The 21,141-nt window shown below is 44.0% G+C and carries 12 protein-coding genes; 9 read left to right on the forward strand and 3 right to left on the reverse strand.

Annotated elements, in window-relative coordinates:
* Positions 1-63: 63 nt before the first annotated feature.
* Positions 64-972 (forward strand): BPSS1187 family protein, encoded by a 909-nt coding sequence (locus AC5ZC7_RS08020; protein ID WP_496162998.1) that lies wholly within the window; start codon positions 64-66, stop codon positions 970-972.
* Positions 973-1,043: 71 nt separating this feature from the next.
* Here AC5ZC7_RS08020 and scpC read toward each other — a convergent pair whose 3' ends face one another.
* A complete protein-coding gene (gene scpC / locus AC5ZC7_RS08025; RefSeq protein ID WP_496162997.1) occupies positions 1,044-2,552 on the reverse strand; it encodes a succinyl-CoA:acetate CoA-transferase ScpC in 1,509 nt (502 codons plus the stop codon).
* A gap of 176 nt (positions 2,553-2,728) precedes the next feature.
* Between scpC and AC5ZC7_RS08030 the strand changes: the two genes are divergently transcribed.
* From AC5ZC7_RS08030 to AC5ZC7_RS08040, 3 genes are all read left to right on the forward strand, one after another.
* Positions 2,729-3,148, forward strand: a complete 420-nt coding sequence (locus AC5ZC7_RS08030; RefSeq protein ID WP_496162996.1) for a hypothetical protein — start codon at positions 2,729-2,731, stop codon at positions 3,146-3,148.
* A 298-nt stretch (positions 3,149-3,446) separates the two neighbouring features.
* The gene (locus tag AC5ZC7_RS08035; RefSeq protein ID WP_496162995.1) at positions 3,447-4,868 is read left to right on the forward strand and encodes a DNA/RNA non-specific endonuclease; all 1,422 of its coding nucleotides are present in this window, start codon (positions 3,447-3,449) and stop codon (positions 4,866-4,868) included.
* A 385-nt stretch (positions 4,869-5,253) separates the two neighbouring features.
* Positions 5,254-6,069: a glycosyltransferase gene (locus AC5ZC7_RS08040; protein ID WP_496162994.1), complete on the forward strand. Its 816-nt coding sequence runs from the start codon at positions 5,254-5,256 to the stop codon at positions 6,067-6,069.
* Between the two features lie 100 nt (positions 6,070-6,169).
* Here AC5ZC7_RS08040 and AC5ZC7_RS08045 read toward each other — a convergent pair whose 3' ends face one another.
* Both AC5ZC7_RS08045 and AC5ZC7_RS08050 read right to left on the reverse strand, forming a co-directional pair.
* Positions 6,170-8,002, reverse strand: a complete 1,833-nt coding sequence (locus tag AC5ZC7_RS08045; RefSeq protein WP_496162993.1) for an ABC transporter transmembrane domain-containing protein — start codon at positions 8,000-8,002, stop codon at positions 6,170-6,172.
* 265 nt (positions 8,003-8,267) lie between these two features.
* The gene (locus tag AC5ZC7_RS08050) at positions 8,268-9,794 is read right to left on the reverse strand and encodes a sulfatase/phosphatase domain-containing protein (RefSeq protein WP_496162992.1); all 1,527 of its coding nucleotides are present in this window, start codon (positions 9,792-9,794) and stop codon (positions 8,268-8,270) included.
* 366 nt (positions 9,795-10,160) lie between these two features.
* Here AC5ZC7_RS08050 and AC5ZC7_RS08055 point away from each other — a divergent pair, with 366 nt between their 5' ends.
* The 5 genes from AC5ZC7_RS08055 to AC5ZC7_RS08075 all read left to right on the forward strand — a co-directional run bounded on the left by AC5ZC7_RS08055 (position 10,161) and on the right by AC5ZC7_RS08075 (position 21,103).
* Positions 10,161-11,345 carry a hypothetical protein gene (locus tag AC5ZC7_RS08055; RefSeq protein WP_496162991.1) on the forward strand — a complete coding sequence of 395 codons (1,185 nt, stop codon included), beginning with the start codon at positions 10,161-10,163 and terminating at the stop codon, positions 11,343-11,345.
* 129 nt (positions 11,346-11,474) lie between these two features.
* A complete protein-coding gene (locus AC5ZC7_RS08060) occupies positions 11,475-13,763 on the forward strand; it encodes a hypothetical protein (RefSeq protein WP_496162990.1) in 2,289 nt (762 codons plus the stop codon).
* Between the two features lie 9 nt (positions 13,764-13,772).
* Complete coding sequence (locus AC5ZC7_RS08065; RefSeq protein WP_496162989.1) at positions 13,773-14,864, forward strand: hypothetical protein; 1,092 nt, start codon at positions 13,773-13,775, stop codon at positions 14,862-14,864.
* Positions 14,865-14,891: 27 nt separating this feature from the next.
* Positions 14,892-20,597, forward strand: a complete 5,706-nt coding sequence (locus tag AC5ZC7_RS08070; RefSeq protein WP_496162988.1) for a PA14 domain-containing protein — start codon at positions 14,892-14,894, stop codon at positions 20,595-20,597.
* The gene (locus tag AC5ZC7_RS08075; protein WP_511911447.1) at positions 20,585-21,103 is read left to right on the forward strand and encodes a hypothetical protein; all 519 of its coding nucleotides are present in this window, start codon (positions 20,585-20,587) and stop codon (positions 21,101-21,103) included. Before AC5ZC7_RS08070 ends, AC5ZC7_RS08075 begins: the two co-directional genes overlap by 13 nt.
* The last annotated feature ends 38 nt before the right edge of the window (positions 21,104-21,141 follow it).

Raw genomic sequence — 21,141 nt, forward strand, 5'->3', positions numbered from 1 at the left:
GTATAGGCGTTGTGTTAAAGCTTTTAAAAAGTGTATCTTGGGAGATACAATTACATTTTCCATATGTTGGTACGTACAATTTCCCTGTTGTTCTTAACTGCCCTGTTGGCGCCTGTAACGGGACATGCACAGGTGCAACTGCAAACGGTATCACCGGAAGTAACGGGTGCTGGCGTGATGCAGGTACATACGCCTCATTTGACGGCGACACCAATAGTCAAGCAGGATCGTCACCAGTTGCTGGTCATGATACCAGGTACAGGCGCCGGTGCAGATGAAAAACGTTTCCGGACATTCGACAGCAGTTTTGCTGCTATGGGATATTATGTGGTGACGTTGGACTATCCCAATAATGTAATTACCACTACTTGTTCTAAAAGTGAAGACAGTACCTGTTTTGATCACTTCAGGGAGGAAATTATGTTTGGTACGCCCGTGAGTGACAAGGTATCAGTAGATACAGTGAATAGCCTGGTGAATCGTTTAACGAAGTTATTGCAATATATGGCTGCGAAGGATGTTCGCTGGAGGGCGTTTGTGGTAAAAGGCAAGCCTCGCTGGGATAGGATCATTGCCGCGGGACATTCGCAGGGAGCGGGGCATGCTGCTTATATGGGCAAGCAGTTTAAGTTAAGAGGAGTGTTGATGTTTTCCGGTCCGCAGGATTACCTGGTGAATTTTAGTATGCCATCGCGTTGGCAGCGGGAAAATGGGCGTACGCCGGTAAACCGGTATTATGCCTTTCTGCATGCCAGGGATCCGTTTAATTTTAGTTACCAGGTGGCAGATGTAACCGCGATTAATCATCAGTTAGCAACAGATACTACGATGGTGCAGCCGCGTACGGCGGTGCAGTCTACTCGTCATATACTGGTAACGGATACGGATAAAGAAGAACCGCATGGTTCTACGCTGGGAGTACAGTTTTTGCCGGTATGGCGGTATATGATTACGGGTGTGGGGCGTCAATAGGAGATGTAAGTTATAAAAAAAGAAAGCCGGTTCTCAGTGCAGAACCGGCTTCTTTTTTTCTCATCACACTATCAAACTACACAGGAATTGGTTCTAAGCATGGTTCCGTTTTCCTTAAAGCGGACATGCCAGCTAAGGGCCTCCTGTAAGAGGTGGGGTGTTTGTCCTCCTGCCTTACAGGCATTGGTAAAATAATCGTTCAGTTCATCACGATAGCTGGCGTGTGCGCAGTTATTTATCAATACTTTGGCGCGTTCCCGTGGTGCAAGTCCACGGAGATCGGCTAATCCGTTTTCCGTTACAAAAATGTCGACGTCGTGTTCTGTGTTGTCTATATGCGAGGCCATGGGCACGAGGTGTGAGATGGCGCCGCCTTTAGAGGATGATTGTGCTACAAAGATGCTGAGGAAGGCGTTTCTGGCGAAATCATTGGAGCCACCGATGCCGTTCATCATATGGGTACCACCGATGTGTGTTGAGTTTACGTTGCCGTAAATATCGCATTCAATGGCGGTGTTGATGCTGATAACGCCCAGCCGGCGTATGACTTCTGCCGCGTTGCTGATGTCTTGTGGCCGAAGCACCAGGTGTGGTTTGTATTTTTCAAAATTGTTGAACACGCGGTTGTAGCAATCCTGGGATACGGTGATAGAGGAAGCCGATGCAAAGTTGAGTTTGCCGGCATCTATCAGGTTAAAGGCGCTGTCCTGGACAACCTCAGAGTACATGGTGAGGTGATGGAAGTTACCGTCAATAAAGCCTTCCATCACAGCATTGGCTACTTTGCCAATGCCGGACTGCAAGGGTCTGAGGGAATGAAGGAGCCGTCCCTTCTTTATTTCGTGCTCAAAGAACTGCAGCAGGTGGGCTGCGATGGCGCGTGTTTTATCATCACGTTCATTGATAGCAGCGGGGCTGTCGGTTGTTTCGGTGAATACGATGGCGGCAATTTTCGCCGGATCCACGGGGATGGCGGTAGTGCCTATGCGTGTATTCGTTTCCGTTATTGGAATGAGCTGTTTACCGGGCCAGTTGCCGGCGGAAAAAATATCGTGTATGCCCAGTAAGGAAAGGGGGACTGATGTATTTATTTCCACAATTATTTTATCGGCGGCGGCGGCGAAGGTGGGAGAGTTGCCTACAGAGGTAGTAGGTACGATGCTGCCATCTTCATTTATCATCAGGGCTTCTATGATGGCGATATCGATGCCTGGAATAATTTTTTCGTGGATGATGTCTGCGCTCTCGCCGAGGTGTTGGTCAATGAACAATACTTCGCCGTTATTGATGCCCTGGCGGAGGATGGGATCTACCTGGAAGGGCATCCTTTTATGCAGTACGTGTGCGGAGGTGAGCAGTCCGTCGGTACCGTGTCCCAGGGAGGCGCCGGTGAGGAGGGTGATCTGCAGGGGATCTGTGGCTGCACGTGTGGCCAGCGCTTTCAGTACTGCTTTGCTGTCGCCGGCTTTGGTAAAACCACTGGATGCCACCACCATTTTATCTTTGAATAATCCGGCTGCCGTTGCTGCAGTGGTAATCCTGTCTTCAAGCCCTGTTTTTTTGATTCTGTCGTTATACATGGTGCGTGGAAATCGCAGTTGTGATTTGAGACAACAAAAATACGCTGCGGTTTGATGGCCGATCTGCGTTTTTGGGTCAATATTTTGTTTGTTCCGGCCATTGCTCTTTTGATTAGATTTTGTTATATTTAGTTGAGCATCAATATTTATAATCCATCATTTAAAATCCCCCTGTCATGAAGAGAATTGTTTTGGCGATTTCATGTGTTTGTTTTCTGGGTACCGCCACCGTACAGGCGCAAAGTATTTTAGACCAGGCAAAAAAGACAGCTGGCGGTGTATCATCCGGAAGCTCATTTAATGTAGGTAGTATTGCCAGTAGTATTATGGGGCAACTCACTCCTTCGCTATCCCTTACCCCGGCGCAGCAACCGAAAGTGCAGAACCTGCTGACAGGATTTCTGAAAAAGAAAGCAGCGATATTACCGCTGCAGCAATCTAACCCCAGTGCCTATACGTCGAAATTCGCCGGTTTGCAAAAAGGTGTTTTTTCGAAGTTGAAAACATTATTGACGCTGAGTCAGTATACGAAGTTCCTGGGATTGAAGCCGAAAGCGAATGACGCGGCGAATGTGTTGTCACAGTTGTTTTTTTAAGCTGAAAGCTATTAAAGTGGATGATCAGAGCGGAGGTTTGTCTTGTACAGGATTAAACTGATTATACTGATTTTCTATTTTTTATTTTCTGGTTTTAAAAGAATAGAAATGTGGTAGGTAAATCAACCTACATCTATTATCATCTTTTAAAATCTTAAAAATATAATCAGTATAATCAGTTTAATCCTGTACAAGACAAACCTCCGCTCTGATCATCCGCTTTAGCAGCTTTTGCTTTCTGTTTTTCTATTACACGCTTCTTCTTTTTCCACTATCTTCGCGGCCGTTCGAATTTACTATGCCAAAGAAGAAAAAGAAGAATCAAGGATTCAGTAGTTTAGCCGTTGTTGTTATACTATCTATTGCCGCTTTTGCAGTGACTACCTGCTCCCGGAAAATCACGGGAGATAAGACCGTTAAAGAGAAGCATACTACCCGGAAAACATCTCACAAAAAAAATAGTAAGCCACGCACTGTTACTCCTTTGCTGACGGAAGATTTTGAAGCAGGGTCTAAAACCAATTATAACAATGGGGTGGTGGCCTTGTCCAGTGGTACCTGGAAATTTAAGGATGCGGTAACCGGTGGACTGGAAGAAGATCATAAAACCGGTGATCAGGCGCTGCGTATCCGCAACACGGGTATGGCGGGTATGGATTTCGATATTCCTGTTAATGGAACGGTAACGGTTACACTAAAATATGCGTTGTATGGTGCTGATGAAAAAGGAGAATGGGAACTGTGGGCATCTGTTAACCAGGGGCAAAGTTATTTTCGTGTAGGGGATGCCGTGAGTGTTACTTCCACTACTTTGCGTACGGCTACTTTTACGGTATCAGGCACCCGCACCATCCGTTTTGATATCCGTAAAACGGACAAAGGTAACAGCAGGCTGAATTTTGATGTATTCTGTGTAACGGCCGGCGGAAAGCTGGAGCCGGGAACACCTGCTCCCAAACCTGCGGATGGTGACAATGATAATATGTTGCTGGGTAACCCCAGTGATGCTTCGGCGTCGTTGGTGATGGCAAATAACTACCTGATGGATAAAGGATATTACAAGTTGTCCTATAACCGGGAGAAGGGAACACCTAATTGGGTGAGCTGGCATGTGTCGCGCCGGGACCTCGGAAAAATGTCCAGGGCCAATGATTTCAGACCGGATGCTGATTTACCGGACAACTGGTACCAGGTATCGCAGACGAGTTATATTGGTAGTGGTTTTGATCGTGGGCATAATTGTCCCTCCGGCGACCGTACTGCTACCAGGGCGGCTAATGAAGCTACTTTCCTGATGACGAACATGATTCCGCAGGCGCCCAATCACAATCAGCATTTGTGGAAGAACCTGGAAGATTATACGCGGGAGTTGGTGATGGACGGCAATGAGGTATATGTTATTATGGGAAGTTATGGCAGTGGCGGGATGGGTAGCAAGGGAACTGCGAAAACCATTGATCGTAGCCGGGTGAATGTGCCGGATCATATATGGAAAATTATGGTGGTTTTACCGGAAGGGGGAAACGACTTGAAGCGTATAAGCAAAAGTACCCGGGTCATTGCTGTGAATACGCCAAACAGGAACGATGTTAATACGAAATGGTCTGCTTACCTGACCTCTATTGAAGAAATAGAAAAGGTGACCCGCTACAAATTACTTGACAAAGTACCACTGGTGGTGAGGCAGGAGCTGGTAAAAAAAGTTGATGGGGGAGAATAGTCAAAAAAAAATATTATGTGGTTATGGTAATTATATTATAAATTGCATAAAATTATTATGTTTTTATCGTTTAAACCCTTTTAACCATAAAAAAGTCATGATAAGTTTTAGAATGACCAGTTTGGCACAATTTTATTGAAAGTCTGTAGCAACTTGTAACTTATTGTATCCTTGAAACGTTTATAAGTAATAAGCTAACTTAAAGTATAACTGACAAATTTATAGCGAGATGAGCCTACCCATTTCCTGACTATAGAAGACTAAGGAAGAAACATCTGACCACACGATAGAAAGGCACTGCGTAATAAATTGCTGTAAAAGGTCGTTATATAATAGAAAGAGAGCGACGTGAGCATTTTAAACATTAAATTTATATTTAATTAATATGGGGGAAAGAGTGTCGGTAGCCTTACTTGTTACAACATACAACTGGCCGGAAGCCTTAAAGCTGGTGCTGGAAAGTGTACTGGTTCAAACCGTGCTCCCCGATGAGGTAATCATCGCGGATGATGGCTCTGGAGAAAGTACCAGGGCTGTTGTAGATGCTTTCAGAAAGAAGACGTCCATTCCGGTAAAGCATTTTTGGCATCCGGATGAGGGTTTTCGAAAAACAATTATCATTAATCAGGCTATTACAGGAACTTCATCAGATTATATTATCCAGATTGATGGTGACATTGTGATGCATGAGCTTTTTATAAAAGATCATATCAGTGAAGCGGAAAGCGGGTATTATATCCGGGGTAGCAGGGTGCTGTTGCCAGAAGATATTACGAAGCGATGTTTGGTGAATGGTAATTTTGAGCCGGTGTCTACATTCAGTAAAGGCGTACGCAACCGGATTAACTCGCTTCGCATACCATTTTTAGCGCCACTGGTGATCAAGAAGACAAAACGTTCCAGGAACTGGATTGGCTGTAATTGTGCTTTCTGGCGTAAAGACTTTTTAAAAGTAAATGGTTATAATAATGAACTCAAGGGTTGGGGACATGAAGATATTGAACTGGCAGCCCGCTTTATTAATTCTGGTCTTTATCAGAAGAAGGTGAAGTTAAAAGCAGTTTGCTACCATTTGCATCATCCGTTTAACTCACGCGTACACGAAAATATTAATTACCGGGTTTACCTGGATACCTTAAATCAGAAAATAGCTTATTGTTCCAATGGTTACCACCGTCAGCTGGTAACGGAAGGAGCGTAAAGCATAAAGCTGAAGGCAAAAAGCTATTAAAGCGAATGACCAGAGCGAGTATGTAAATTACTCATACGTTCTGGTCATTCGCTTTAATAGCTTTTTGCATTTATGCTTCTTCGCTGGTACTAAACGTCTGCATCTCTATCAAGCGTTTGTAAATGCCGTTATTATTCAGTAGTTGGAGGTGGGTACCTTGCTCAGCAATTTGTCCGTTGTCCAGTACTACAATCAGGTCTGCGTTTTGAATGGTGCTCAGGCGGTGAGCAATCACCAGGGAGGTACGGTTCTTCATGAGATTATTGAGTGCATCCTGTACCATTTTTTCGGATTCAGTATCCAGTGCAGACGTTGCCTCATCCAGCAACATCAGTGGTGGATTAGAAAGTACAGCCCGCGCAATACAAATACGTTGACGTTGCCCGCCGGAAAGTTTGGATCCTTTATCACCGATGTTGGTTTGGTAACCGTTTTCCGTATTGGTAATAAATTCATGTGCATTGGCAATCCGGGCGGCTGCTTCTACTTCAGCAGCAGTGGCGGCAGGTTTGGCAAATGCAATGTTATTAAAGATGGTATCATTAAAGAGGATAGACTCCTGGTTCACTACTCCCATCAAGGCGCGGAGGGATTCCATTGTTACGGACTTCAGGTTTTTACCATCTATCAGCACGCTACCCTGTTTAGGATCCATAAAGCGGGGAATTAAATCCATCATCGTGGATTTACCACCACCGGAAGGACCTACCAGGGCAACAGAGCTACCTTTTGGGATCGTGAGATTAATATTATGGAGGATGGTTTTATCACCATAGGAGAAACTCACGTTTTCAAAATGGATACTGTCGTCAAAGCTGGTAAGGACTGTGGCATCAGGCGCATTGAATACCTGTGACTTTTCATCTATCAGGTTCAATACCCTTTCTCCTGCTGCAATACCGGAGTGGATGTTGGTGAAAGCGCCGGAAATAGCCTTTGCAGGTCTCATGACCTGGGAGAACAGCGCGATATATACGATAAAGGTAGAGCCGTCCATGTCTCCCTGGTTATTAATTATCAGGGAACCGCCATATAATACAATGCCTGCTACCATGAGTACGCCTAAGGTTTCAGACACCGGAGACGCCATCTGTTGTCTTCTGGCCATGGAGCGGGAAATCCGGGAGTATTTGCGGTTTTGTTTATCAAAGCGGCCGGTAATAAAATCTACTGCGTTAAATGCTTTCACGATCCGGATACCATGCAGGGCTTCATCGAGGTAGCTAATCATTACGCCATAGGTTTCGTGAGAAGCGGTGGCTTGTGCTTTCAGCTTTCTTACAATTCTACTGATAATTAGTCCTGCTACAGGGATTACCAGCATGGAGATCAGCGTTAATTTATAGGAGATCAGGAACAGCATGACCAGGAAAGAGATGAGGCTGGCAGGTTCTTTAAATAATACCTGCAGCGTACCTGTTACGGTATATTGCACTACTTGTACATCGGAGGCGATTTTAGAAATAATATCTCCCTTTCTTTCATTACTGAAATAGCCCAGGTGCAGGTTCATCACATTATTGAATACACTTCTGCGCAGGTTCAGTAAGGTCTGGATCCGCAGGCTTTCCATGGTACGGTCAGCAAAGTAGCGGAACATGTTCCCCATTAAAACAGAGGTGGCAATGCCGGCACATACAAATTGCAGGCTGGCCAGTTGTCCGTATTCATGGGAGACGAGGGTGGTATAGTGTTTGAAAATCTCGAATATTTTGAAGTAGTTATCCGGCATCGGGGTGACTACATTGGTGGGGTTCTTACTAAATAAAGTATCGAGTAAAGGCGCCAGCAGCGCGAGGTTTAGGGTACTGAACACTACTGCCAGCAATGTGCAGATAATATAGGGGATCGCAAATCTGTTAATAGGTTTAGCAAATGATAAAAGCCGGAAGTATGTCTTCATATTTTAATAATAATCTTAAATGATTAAGTGCTGCATAAAAAAAACCGCATCGTTGCTGATGCGGTTCCTTAAGTTTTTAATTTCCTGTTTATCAATAACTTAAAGAAATATTTTTCAGACGCACTTTCAAGCCTGCAGCTCACCAGTAAATGCTGCAATCAGGGGTCAAAAATAGCCCTTTTGGCTTAATTGTCAAAAGATTTGGAGATGTAAGGTGGCCGGGGCCAGCAAAAAGACGCACCGGCAACGGTGCGGCGGAAAGTGTTTAGTCTTGTGCTAATATTTTCAGTGCTTCCGTGTCTTTATAAGTGATCATCAGCTTTTTCAATCTATCCTTTAAGCTGGTGGTTAGTTTTTCGTAGTTTTTTTGGCCATAGAGATTATTCACCTCGTGTGGATCTTGTTGCAGGTCGTACAATTCCCAGCTTTTTGATTCGCCGTAGAAATGTACCAGCGTATAGCGTTCCGTGCGGATACCGAAATGGGGGTATACATGGTGTGGTTCCGGGAATTCATAATAATGATAATAAGCTTCTTTTCTCCAGTTCGCTATTGCCGGACCAGCTTTCAGCAAGGGCAGGAAAGAAGTACCCTGAATATCCGCAGGCACTTTTACGCCAGCCATTTGCAGGAAGGTAGGCGCCCAGTCGATGTTTAGCATCAGCTGGTTGATGGAGGTGCCTGGTTTTACCACGCCGGGGTACTTGATGATAAAAGGAGTGCGCAGGGATTCTTCGTAGATAAAGCGTTTATCAAACCAACCATGTTCTCCCATATAGAAGCCCTGATCAGAGGCATAGACCACTACCGTATTTTTTGACAGTCCTGATTTATCGAGGTAGTCCAGGAGTTGCCCGATGTTACGGTCGAGTGATTTAGCCGTGGCGAGGTAATCTTTCAGGTAGCGTTGGTATTTCCATTCTACCAGTGCATCGCCGGAAAGGTGCAGGGCATCAAACTCTTTACTGATTTTGTTTTCGTAGTAGTCGATATACGCTTTTTTTTGTTCCGGGGAGAAGCGGCCATAGATGCCTTTTTCGTAATTGGCATGTACTTTCAGGTCTTCCCGGAGGCGCATGGTTTTATCGATGGTCATGTCCTGGTTTTGTGCGGCCAGCCGGTTTTTGTAGTTGTCTTTAAAAGTAGGTGGCAGCGGGAATGTTTTATCATCATAGATGCCGAGGTCTTGTATATCCGGCAGCCATTCGCGGTGGGTGGCTTTTTCACCTACAACCAGGAAGAAAGGTTTGGACGTATCGCGGTTATTCAGCCAGTTGAGCGACAGGGACGTGATGATATTGGTAACATAGCCCGGCATGCGGGTGGTATCACCTGGTCCGATGATATCTGGGTTAAAGTATTGGCCCTGGCTGTTGAGGATCCGCCAGTAGTCGAATCCTTTGGGCAAGTTGCCGAGATGCCATTTGCCGATCCAGGCAGTTTGATACCCGCTTTGCTGCAGGAGGGCAGGGAAGAGTTGTTGTTCCACATCAAACTTTTTCTCATTCAGCGTATAGCCATTGATGTGGCTATATTTGCCGGTGAGCAGCGTTGCCCTGCTGGGGCCACAGATGGAGTTGGTCACCAGCGCATTTTTGAAAATAGCGCCTTGTTTGGCGATACGGTCAATATTAGGTGTTTGTACCAGTTTACTGCCATAGGCGCTGATAGCCTGGTAGGCATGATCGTCGGAGAAGATAAAGATGATGTTTGGGCGTTGCTGCTGTGCATAGCTGTTAGCAGCCAATAGCAGCAACAGCCCCCAGGCGTTCTTTATGTATTTCAAGTTCATGTGTTTGTCTGTTATGAGGGATGGGGAACAAGATAAAAAATTCGATGGCGTTTGGAGAACTATTTTTCAAAAAAAATATTTAACCAGGTAGACTATTTGAGAAAGTTATATTAGCTTGCAGCAGTTAACGAGTAATGAAGTGATCGCTGTGTTGTATAAATAAATGTTGCCCTGGTAGTTGTATTTGTTATTTTGTAACCTATTCCTATGAAGTGTTTTCTCTCCGCCCTGGTGCTGTTTTTCTGTGTTAGTAGCAGCGTCGCTCAAAATGTTTATCAGATAAAAGCTGACAGTGTCAGGATTTATAATAGCTGTGATACTGCGGAATTAATTCTTGAAAATCGCACGCAAAATGTTTCCGGATTCTTGTTTAATAAAGGGAAAGGGCGTACGGAGTTTCAACGGTTGCGCCTGAGGGCCATCAATAATTCAATTGCTATTGAAGGACAAGATACGTTGGCGTTATCTTCTCTTGTGAAAGGGAGTGGGGATTCTTTATATATCTGGCAGCAATCGGCTGTATCACAACCACTATCTAGCTTTTGGATATCCGGAGCAGGCAGGGCGGGTGCCTTCATGACAAACAATACCATTAATTCACCTCATACAGTAATGCTAAAGCCCGGTGGAAATACCTCCCGTTGGGCTACTTTTTTGTACAATACAGAAGCAGGGGCAGGTAATAAGGGATCTGATTTCCGTTTGGCGAGATATAGTGACTCCGGAACATTTGTGGCAAATGCGTTGACTATTGAAAGGGCTTCGGGTATTGTTACCATGAATGATGGTCTCAGAACAATAGGGAATGTAGGCATTAATACACCTACTCCGGGATTTAAGTTATGCGTATCAGATACTATTAACGTAAAATATACTCCTCAATATGTGAGAGAAAGCTATCCGCTGGGAACCTTGCTGGGCCTATATAATACAGTTGGTGCAGATAGTATTTATTCGGGTATTTCCTTCCAGGGGATTAACGGGGCATTGCTTTATCAATCAGCCTATATGGGTCTTGTTACTACTCCGGGAACTACTTACCAGGGGAATATTGTGATTGGACAACGAACAGGAGATAAGACGTACGGTGAACGTATGCGCATAACCGGTAGTAACGGTTATGTGGGAATAGGTACCACTACTCCCGTTGCATTACTGGATGTAAACGGAGGGGTAAGGATTGCCAATGCAAAGAACAACGCTGCGGGGGATAGTATTTTAACCACAGATGCCAATGGGGTTGTGCGGTTAAAGGCACCGGGAACAGGGATTGCACCGATCAATGTTATCTTAGGAGGTATTACCCTCGGACAGAATGATTATACCACAATTATTAATAACAGCGCTGCTGTTACCGTCAACCTGCCTGCTGCCGCCACTAACAAAGGAAGAATTTATAACATCAAAAAGATTTCCAACAACGCGTTTAATATTACCATCCAGGCGCAGGGAACGGATTTGATAGAGAATGCAGCTTCCTTTGCGTTTAATACCTATCTCAAGAGTGTGCAGATACAGAGTAGTGGTACAGTGTGGTATATTATTAATTAAAGTTTTGGAGAAAAGTGCTTGATTTTTTAATATATTAATATTATTTATACATTTGTAAATATAAAAATGAAATCCCGTGAACACCTGTGCCTATATGTTAACTCGTACTGTTAATAGTAAATCGTTGTCTTGAGAAGTGTTTCCCTGATATTAGTGATTGTATCCCTTTTTCTCACCTATGATAGCGATGCGCAGATGCATCTACCCGGAAACAACGGTAGAGCGTCAGATACCAGCTATTACTATATACATACGGGGTGTAAAATGAAATTACCGGTACAGGTAGTTTTGTATGCATCTCCCCCTGGTGATACCCATTACCAGGTAATCCGAAGAAAACACGTGGAAAATATACCGGTAGTGGCTACACGTAAACCATTGCTGGTAGTGCATGGTAATGTGACCTATGATGGGTATTATCAGTCTAATTCAGATACGCCTTACCTGGAACGGGATATCTACCAGCATACTTTACAAACAGTATTGGATATTACCGTTAAAGATCAATACCCTCTTCATCTTGCATTTAGTACCAGTAAAGGGAATTCGCGTCTTTTCCGGAATATCACCGGTGTTAATTTTCAATATACCAGCCAGGATTTTAAAAATATGTTACTGGCTAAGGCTAAAGGATGGGATGCAGGCAGGCTAAAGCAAAAAGTAGCTTTGGACCAGTTAAAGCAAAAACTGGACTACGACTGGAATGATATTAATAAATTAAAAGCCTGGTTTAACTCCCCGGCACAAGTGCAGCGAATGGTGGAGGCTAAGGAGCGGGAGTACCAGTTACGGCTAAACGATTCTTTGTCGCAGTTGGCGAAGGAAGGGAAACGGCCCTCGCTGGATTTACCGGATGGGCTTAATGAAAAGCTGGCCTGGAAGGATAGCCTTGCTATACGTTTCAGGAAAGAATATGATGAGAAAAAAGCATTGCTGGACTCCCTGCAAAAAGCATTTGCCGTCAATGAACAGTTGTATCAGAAAAAGGAAAAATCATATAATGCGCGTAAAGGCTCCCTGATGGATGCTTTACAGCATAGCAAGGACAACAAGGAGTTGTCGGATAATCTTGAATCCCTGCAACTGCCGGATTCCATTTTGCCTAAAGGCTATAAAACGTTACTGGCTATCAGATCAGTAGGGCTGGGCCGCACTATGGTCGACTATTCGGAACTCACCGCAAAGAATATCAGCATAATGGGGGTACAGGCGGAATTGAATCCATCCTGGTACCTTGCATTTGCTACTGGTGCAGTAGATTACCGTTTCCGCGATTTTATTGTGAATGAGAACAGGACCCGGCAATACCTGAATATGGTGCGGGTAGGTAAAGGTTTGAAAGAAGGGAACCACGTTATCCTGTCTTATTATTTTGGTAAGAAGCAGGTATACAATTTTAATACTAGCCCTCCGGCTGGAGGGAATACGGCTACGCCGGATTATAAAATAATGGGCTTATCGCTGGAGGGCCGTTACCAGTTAAATAGAAATAACTATGTAATAGGTGAGCTGGCAAAATCTTCCTTGCCTTATTATGCCCGGACTGCCAACCACCAGGGGCTGGGCAACAGTATGATTGGATTTAGTGATCATAGTAATGAAGCGTATGCGATCAGTACTTTTTCATTTTTACCGCGTACGGCTACACGTATTACGGGCATGTATAAACGGATGGGCGCAAATTTTCAGTCCTTTAGTTTATACGCTACCGGTTCTGCACAGAGTGCCTGGATGGTACAGGTAACCCAACCACTATTTAAGCAGCAGTTGACCCTTACCGGATCGGTGAGACAGAATGTTTATACCAGTGTTTTTGAGAATTCCAGCTATCGCAGTAATACTGTTTTTAAGAGTATACAAGCCACTTTCCGCCGTAAAAAATGGCCGGTACTATCAGTGGGTTATTTCCCGTCGTCGCAGTTGATGAAGCTGAGTGAAGACCGGTTCATGGAAAACCTCTATTACACCCTGGTGGCTACTGGTAGCTATTTTTACCAGTACAGGGGAATTGGAATGAATACCATGTTTTCCGGTACCCGGTTTTATAATCACCAGACAGACAGCAATTTCGTGTATTTCAACAGCACTAATTTATTACTGAATCAAACCGTTTTCCTGGGGAAATTCACCCTGAATGGCGGTGGATCAGTGGCTTCTACGTCGGACTATGCCGTATATGGGGCGGATGCCAATGTGCAGTACCGGATGTTGAAGTGGCTGGAAGTGGGAGGTGGACTAAAGTACAATTATCAGACTGTGTTTGAGTTGCGACAAACCGGTTATACTGCCAATGCCAGGTTAAACATTCCCAAAATTGGAGAGATAACAGTGATGGGAGATAAAGGGTTTGTGCCGGGTGTAAATAAACAGTTAGTTCCTAATAAAACCGGGCGATTAACCTATACCAGAATTTTTTAAGTTGCTAATATGAAAAGATCCCTATTCCTGCTAATGATGTTGTACTGCATTCGTGTAGGCGCACAAGTTAGTATGACCGTACAATTACCACCTGCAGGTGTATTGTTAAAGGCGCAGTTGTGGAATGTTGTATTGGTTTCAGCCTTTGAGCGTTCTGTCAATGTGCAGGTGACCATGCGTTTAATGGATGCCCGTACCAATCAGCCTGTATTAACAGGTATTACCCGCAGTATTCCGCTGAACAAAGGCGCCCGGCAATTGCAGGCAGGGGATTTGATGCCTATACAGTATGAATATCTTTCGCCGGTAATAGACCGGAGTGTGAATGGCTTTCTTGCCGCAGGCAACTATCTCGCTTGTTACAGCCTGATCGTGGTAGGGGATAAAGAAGGCAATCAACCGGGTGAAGATTGTATCCCATTTGTTAGTGAGCCGGTAAGTCCACCGTTGCTGAATAGCCCTGCTCATCAGAGCGAGTTACTCACCTTTTTACCTCAGTTCACCTGGTTGCCGCCTGCTCCACTGAATATGTTCAGCGACCTCAATTATGAAATGATACTTACAGAAGTACATAGTGGTCAGTCGCCGGAAGAGGCCATACAGCAAAATATCCCGGTGTTAAGAGTACCGAGGCTGAAAAACATTTTCGTGAATTATCCATCTGGCGCTGTGCAGTTGGATACTGCCAATACGTATGCCTGGTCGGTGATAGCGCGGAATGGAAATTTGTTTGCCGCGCAAACGGAAGTATGGACATTCCGGGTAAAAGGGAATGTTAACAGTGCGGACCGTCTCCATGGCGCTTATGTGCAATTGCGTAAAGAACTGGATGGCTCGGTGATGCATGGTGGACGTTTATTGCAGGTAGGATATAACAATGAAACGGCCGACAGTACTATTGCTTATGAACTGATATCGCTTGACAACAGCAATAAAGTCGTGTATTCGGGTACGTTAGCGGTGAACAGAGGTACCAATTACCTGGATATTCCGCTGGAGAAAAGACGGGGCTTGCATGGCGGACAGCTATACCTGTTTCGTTTGCAGAATTCCAGGGAGGAATATTGGCAGGTGAAATTTATTTACACGAAAGAAGATTAATAGTAAGACCTATAAAATTACGTTGAAATGATACTGGCTTTTGCAGCAAAGGGTAAGAAGACGATTGCGTGTGTGATGTTGGCGTTAATTTATTTGGAAGCAGTGGTGCCTGCGTATGCGCTGGGCAGCAGGCGAACCGTTTATAGGGTTGGCGCGGGTGTGCCGGCAGCTAAGCCGGTTACTTTGACGCCGGTGGAAGATCCGGTGCGGGCAGGTGGTCGCTCTACGGCGCCGACACCTGCGAAAGCAGTTTCAGCTGCTGCGTTACCGAAAGGTACGGGAGGTCCTACCCAGCCTGAAATGGAAAGCTTCCATTCGGTGAACAGTGATAATATGGTAGATTTGTTTTCGGGCAATTTCTCTTACAATATTCCCTTGCTGGATGTGGATGGGTATCCTTTGTCGCTCGGGTACAGTAGTGGGATTACGATGGACCAGGAGGCCAGTTGGACAGGCTTGGGATGGAATATTAATCCCGGTACGATTACAAGGAATGTGAGGGGATTGCCGGATGATTTCAATGGATCGGATCAGATCACCAAAAAAATGAACATTAAGGAGAATAAGACTTCCGGCGGTACTGGTGGTGCAACGTTTGAACTTTTTGGTCTTGATCTAAAAGCGGCGGGGACAATATTTGATTCTGCTTCCGTTTCGGTTAAACTTAGCGCATCCCTGGGCGTGTTTAAGAATACTTACAGAGGATGGGGCATGGAAGCGAGTATTTCACCCAGTATTGGTGTAAGTGGTAAAGGTGCAGGAGGATTGACCGCTGGTTTAAGCTTAGGGATGAATACCCAGGACGAAGGATTGTCTATCAGCCCTAGCCTGGACGTTACAATGCGTCAGAAGGATTCTGATATTAAAAGTGTTTACAGCGGGCAAATAAGTACTTCACTTACGTTTAACACGCGTAGCGGTTTGAAGGCATTGCAGTATTCTGGCGGGGTTAGTAAGTATAGGACTTATTTTAAAATGAAGCATGGATTGACAACCGGATATGGGCGATTTAGTACAAGCGAGAACCTTTTTTCTGCCAGTATTTCCTATGCATATCCTGGTTCTATTCCGGCCATGAGTATCCCTTATACCAGTGAAATGTATACAGGTAAGTTTGCTTTAGGAGGAGAGGTGAACGGTTTTCACCCGCAGGGATTTGCTTCCGGGTATCAGGTGCGTCAATATATTGCTGACGCGGACAAAACATTGACTTTACCTGCATTTGGGTATCTCTACTATTATAATGGAGCCGGAAATGCAAATGCATTGATGGATTATAACCGGGAGCGGGAGATGCCTATCAAAGAAGGTATCAAGAATATCGCGATACCAGCATATACAAGTGATGTATTTTCTATTTCAGGGGAAGGTACGGGTGGAATGTTTCGCGCATTCCGTAATGATATTGGGTATGTGTATGATCACTTTATGGCTACCAAAAGTAGCTCAACCAGTCTTGGCGGGGAAGTTGGTTTAGGGAACGCCTGGCACGCAGGTATAGATTTAACGGAAACACATTCTACCACTACCAATAGTGCCTGGGTGGAGAATAATCCACTTGCAAAAGACATTGCTTTCACCGCTTCAAAGAAGCAGTATGAAGCCGTTCATTTCGGGAACCCTGGAGAAATGACTACACAACCTAAAGCATACTATGAGATGCTGGGAGGTGACGATGTGGTGTTTGCTCAGATGGCAGGTAATAATACCCCTAACATTTCTACTACAGATACTTTATGGAGATATAAAGGTGGTAAGCTTATAGGCAAATTACCGTTTAATAATATTAATGCAGCTAACCAGGAAAGAAGTAAAAGAACCCAGGTGATTTCCTATCTCACAGCGGAGGAGGCTAAACTAGCAGGACTTTCAAGACTGATTGAGAATTATGGAGAGAATCAGTATGTGTTCAATAACTGTGTTACGTCTTATTCGGGTTTACCAGAAGAAAAGCATGGGTATAAAAGGGAAAATTTTCAGAATGAGTGGTTGAGCGAGGAAAACTATGGAAGACGAAATACAATGATAGCTCCTGATATTGATCACCCCCAGGGAGAAGATCATCCTAAGGCATTAACTAATGGTACGGGCTTAAGTAATGTAGAACATATGTCATCTCGTTGGACAGGTAAGTTAAAGGCTCCTGCTACAGGAGCATATCGTTTTGATTTTCAGGTAGATGATGGTATCCGGATACGCATTAATGGAAAAGAATTTACCACTTACTCGAATTGGAAGAATGACATAAGGGGGACTCGTCACGATGGGTTCAATGTAAATCTTGAAAAGGGTAATATCTATGATTTAGAAGTGGAGTATTTTAATGACTCACGTGATGCAGTCATTATACTGAATGTATATTATGGTAATAGCGTTGTTGTGCCTAATGATATCTATCAACCCGAAAAGGTTTTCTCATACACCATTTTACCTGGCAAGCTAACCAAAGAAGAAAGGGTGGATAGCATTCGCAAACCTCATCATCTTTCTGAAATAGATGTTTTAAATAATGATGGCAAGAAATACGTATACGGCTTACCGGTATATAACCTCAAAGAGAAAGAGGTGACCTTTTCCGTAAAGCATGAGAACGGAAATGCGGAAGATGGTATTGTAGCTTATAATTCAACACCTGGCGACAAAAACAGGGAAGATAGTGTAAGCAATAACAGTGGTAATGATCATTATTTCGTTTCAGAAGAAACGCCTGCATATGCTCACTCTTTCCTGTTAACAGGAGTTGTATCGCCTGATTATGTAGATTTAACAGGGGATGGTATTACCGATGACGATGCTGGTAATGCCGTGAAGTTTAACTATACCAAAACGGCAGGTCAGGGAAATCCTTATAAATGGAGAACACCTTACACCAAAAATGCCACGTATAATGAAGGCTTCAAGACAGAAAATAATGATGATAAGGGTAGCTATGTATATGGTGAGAAAGAACTGTGGTACCTGAACTCCATTGAATCTAAAAATATGGTGGCCACCTTTGCCGTGGAAGATAGAGCCGATCTTTTGCCTATTGATGAGCAGGGAAATAAAATACGTAATACCCACCAGGCAAAACGCCTGAAGGAAATAAATCTGTATGTAAAAGCAGATTACCTGAAGAATGGAGCTGCTGCCAAACCGGTAAAAACGGTTCATTTTGAATATAGTTATGAACTATGTCCGGGCGTAAATGCTCCTGAGAGTGACTCAGGAAAGCTGACGCTTAAAAAAGTGTGGTTCTCTTATAATGGCAATGAAAGTAAAACTAATCTTAAAAGAGCACAGCAAAACGCTTACGTCTTTAACTATAATAAACTTAACCCGGCATATGCCGCTAAGTCTTACGACCGGTGGGGCGACTATAAAGCCGCTTCGCAGAATCCGATTGGTAGCGACGGCAAGCCGATGACGAACCCGGAATATCCTTATGCATTACAGGATAGTACGTTGGCTGCCGCTAATGCCGGCGCATGGACATTAGATTCTATCAAACTGCCTTCCGGAGGACGGATAAAAGTAGTATATGAAGCGGACGACTATGCGTATGTACAAAACCGTCGGGCGGCCAAAATGACGAATATCGCTGGTTTTTCTGACAGAGCACCTCGCGCTGCGGGGGATCTTTCCAATCATTTATATGAGCGTGGCTTTGATTGGAAGTACGATAATCTCTATGTAGCATTTAATGTTTCCAGGAAGGTGACTTCCAAAGAAGAAGTACGCAGCCGGTATTTATCAGAGTTGCGTGATACGCTGTTTTTCAGACTAAATGTAAAAATGCCATCAGATGACTTTGGAAGTGGAAATGAGTATGTGCCCTGCTATGGTTTTATTGATCAGTCAGACTACGGTTTTATTGAAGGAACTAACATTATTTATGTGAAGCTGCGTGCTGTCAATAAGAAGGGCAATGAAGGAGGCGACTATAGCCCGATTGCCCAGGCAGCAATGCATTTTCTGCGTTTGAACCTTCCGTCGAAAGCATTCCCCGGATCTAATACCGGCGACAATCTGGATATGGGTGAGGCAATTCAAATGGTTGTAAACATGGCTACCGGAGCGCTGAAGCAGTTAGTGTCGTTTGATAGAAATGCACGTAAAGACGGATGGGCACAAGAGGTGGATCTTAGCCGTTCCTATGCCCGGTTAAATGACCCGGATTATAAAAAATATGGAGGTGGGTTACGAGTGAAGAAGTTGTTGATCTATGATCACTGGAATAAGATGACTGGCAAGAAGGAGTCGGTATACGGTACTGAGTATAAATACACCACTGTCAAGAAAATTGACGGAAAAGACGAGGAAATCAGTAGTGGCGTGGCTATCTATGAACCTATTTTAGGCGGCGACGAGAATCCATTCCATACACCTAATATTTATTCCGAGCAGGCAGGACATTTAGCACCCGTGTTTACCAGTTATGTAGAGAATCCTCTGGGTGAAGGATTCTTTCCTGCACCGAGCGTAGGTTATGCTAAAGTAACTACACGATCAATCAATACAAAGAACACACGTTCTGCTAATGGAAGTGAAGAAACCTGTTTTTACACCGCTTATGAGTTCCCCACTATTGTAGAAAGCTCAGAGTTGGGTGATGAATCGAAGTTCCGCTATAAGCCGGGGTTCCAGAATTTTCTGAGGATCAACGCCAAGTATCATATGGCGATTACGCAGGGTTTTAGAATAGAGTTGAATGATATGCATGGTAAGGTAAGGTCTAAGTCCTCTTTCCCTGAATCAGGTAAAGATCCCATAGCGTCCACCACCTATTATTATCGCGTTGATAATGATTCTTCGGAGATCAAGCATTTACGTAATACAGTTGCCACTATAAATGCTAAAGGAGAAATTGACACAGCAGCGATTATTGGGAAAAATATAGAGTTGATGATGGATATGCGTCAGCAGACTTTCCGCACGCATAGTACAGATAGGAGCATTAATACAGATGGGTTCGTGATTGGTATTTATCTCATATACATTCCAGTGTATTTTGGTTATCCAAGGAATGAGGAGAATATATTCAAATCAGTAGCCACTACAAAAGTGATTAACCGTCAGGGTATTTTGGATCGAATAGAAGTAGTGGATAAAGGAAGCAAAGTAGTAACCCGGAACTTATTGTATGATAGTGAGACTGGTGACGTATTGCTAACCGCTACGCAGAATGAGTTTGGGGATTCGATTTATCAGTTCAACTATCCGGCGGCGTGGGCGTACGATGGTATGGCAGGTGCATATAAAAATATCCAAACGACTGTAGCTGGTGTGAATATCAGGAACGGGAAAATTATATCAGGACTTTCAGCGACAGAACAAAATGAGTTATTTGTTTCCGGTGATGAAATGCTGATCTATTCCAGGAACCGTGTGTATGGCGATCCATGTGTTGGAGATCCTGCCGGCCTGGCTACGTTCCCCAGCAACAGTAAATTATGGGCAGTTGATGCCAATGCACTGAATGGTAATGCTCCTGATATTTATTTCCTCACCAAGGAGGGAAAGCCATTTACAGGAGAAGATGTGACCCTGAAAGTCATTACTTCTGGCCGTAAGAACTTAAGTGCGAGCATGGGATCTGTTACTATGATGAAGACGCCATTGGTGAAGAACGGCAATAATTATGAGTTGCTGATCGACAAGAGTAGGAATATCATTAACGCATCGGTGACAGAATTTAAACAGAATTGGCACGTAGAAGATGCCATGAAATCAGTAAGAGAATGTGTTTATTAAAATTGAAACTATCAGTTATGTATATACGCCATATTTTAATAGTTATCGTATTGTTTTTTGCAGGAAAAGTGCAAGCGCAGGATAGCATTCCTGCGGGAGCATTAACGGGTAATTGGAATATCGTCAAGGTGGTGGCCAGGACTTATTCTCAGCAGGATGGAAAGCTACTGGAGGAGAAGGTGTTGACTACCATTGATGCTATGCGGACCATCCGTGGGTTTGTGCCAATAGCATTGATGTTTCAGGGACATGATTGTCGTATCCAGCATAGTTATGGTGTTGAGGTGGGTGTCTATATAACAGATGATAATGGACATTTTTGGTATAAAAGGAAAGGTGATAAACCTTTGTTGCCTGAAGCTATAAGGGCAGGCATTCCATGGAATTATAGTACAGGAGCAAATAAATCATTAGCCCTCGAAATGCCTCCCTCTTATTATAGCGAGGGAAGTACAAATATGCGGGTAAAGCTGATATATACCTGTTATTATGAAAGGGCAAATTGATTCAATATTACGATTTAATACAATGGAGTTTACAGGTA

Source organism: Chitinophaga sp. 9-1-y (genome assembly GCF_059511905.2).

Bases quoted from the DNA above. Each gene is read 5' to 3' on its own strand.
- AC5ZC7_RS08030 (WP_496162996.1), top strand. From the start codon at position 2,729: ATGAAGAGAATTGTTTTGGCGATTTCATGTGTTTGTTTTCTGGGTACC.
- AC5ZC7_RS08075 (WP_511911447.1), top strand. From the start codon at position 20,585: ATGTGTTTATTAAAATTGAAACTATCAGTTATGTATATACGCCATATT.
- scpC (WP_496162997.1), bottom strand. From the start codon at position 2,552: ATGTATAACGACAGAATCAAAAAAACAGGGCTTGAAGACAGGATTACC.
- AC5ZC7_RS08070 (WP_496162988.1), top strand. From the start codon at position 14,892: ATGATACTGGCTTTTGCAGCAAAGGGTAAGAAGACGATTGCGTGTGTG.
- AC5ZC7_RS08020 (WP_496162998.1), top strand. From the start codon at position 64: ATGTTGGTACGTACAATTTCCCTGTTGTTCTTAACTGCCCTGTTGGCG.
- AC5ZC7_RS08065 (WP_496162989.1), top strand. From the start codon at position 13,773: ATGAAAAGATCCCTATTCCTGCTAATGATGTTGTACTGCATTCGTGTA.
- AC5ZC7_RS08050 (WP_496162992.1), bottom strand. From the start codon at position 9,794: ATGAACTTGAAATACATAAAGAACGCCTGGGGGCTGTTGCTGCTATTG.
- AC5ZC7_RS08040 (WP_496162994.1), top strand. From the start codon at position 5,254: ATGGGGGAAAGAGTGTCGGTAGCCTTACTTGTTACAACATACAACTGG.
- AC5ZC7_RS08045 (WP_496162993.1), bottom strand. From the start codon at position 8,002: ATGAAGACATACTTCCGGCTTTTATCATTTGCTAAACCTATTAACAGA.
- AC5ZC7_RS08035 (WP_496162995.1), top strand. From the start codon at position 3,447: ATGCCAAAGAAGAAAAAGAAGAATCAAGGATTCAGTAGTTTAGCCGTT.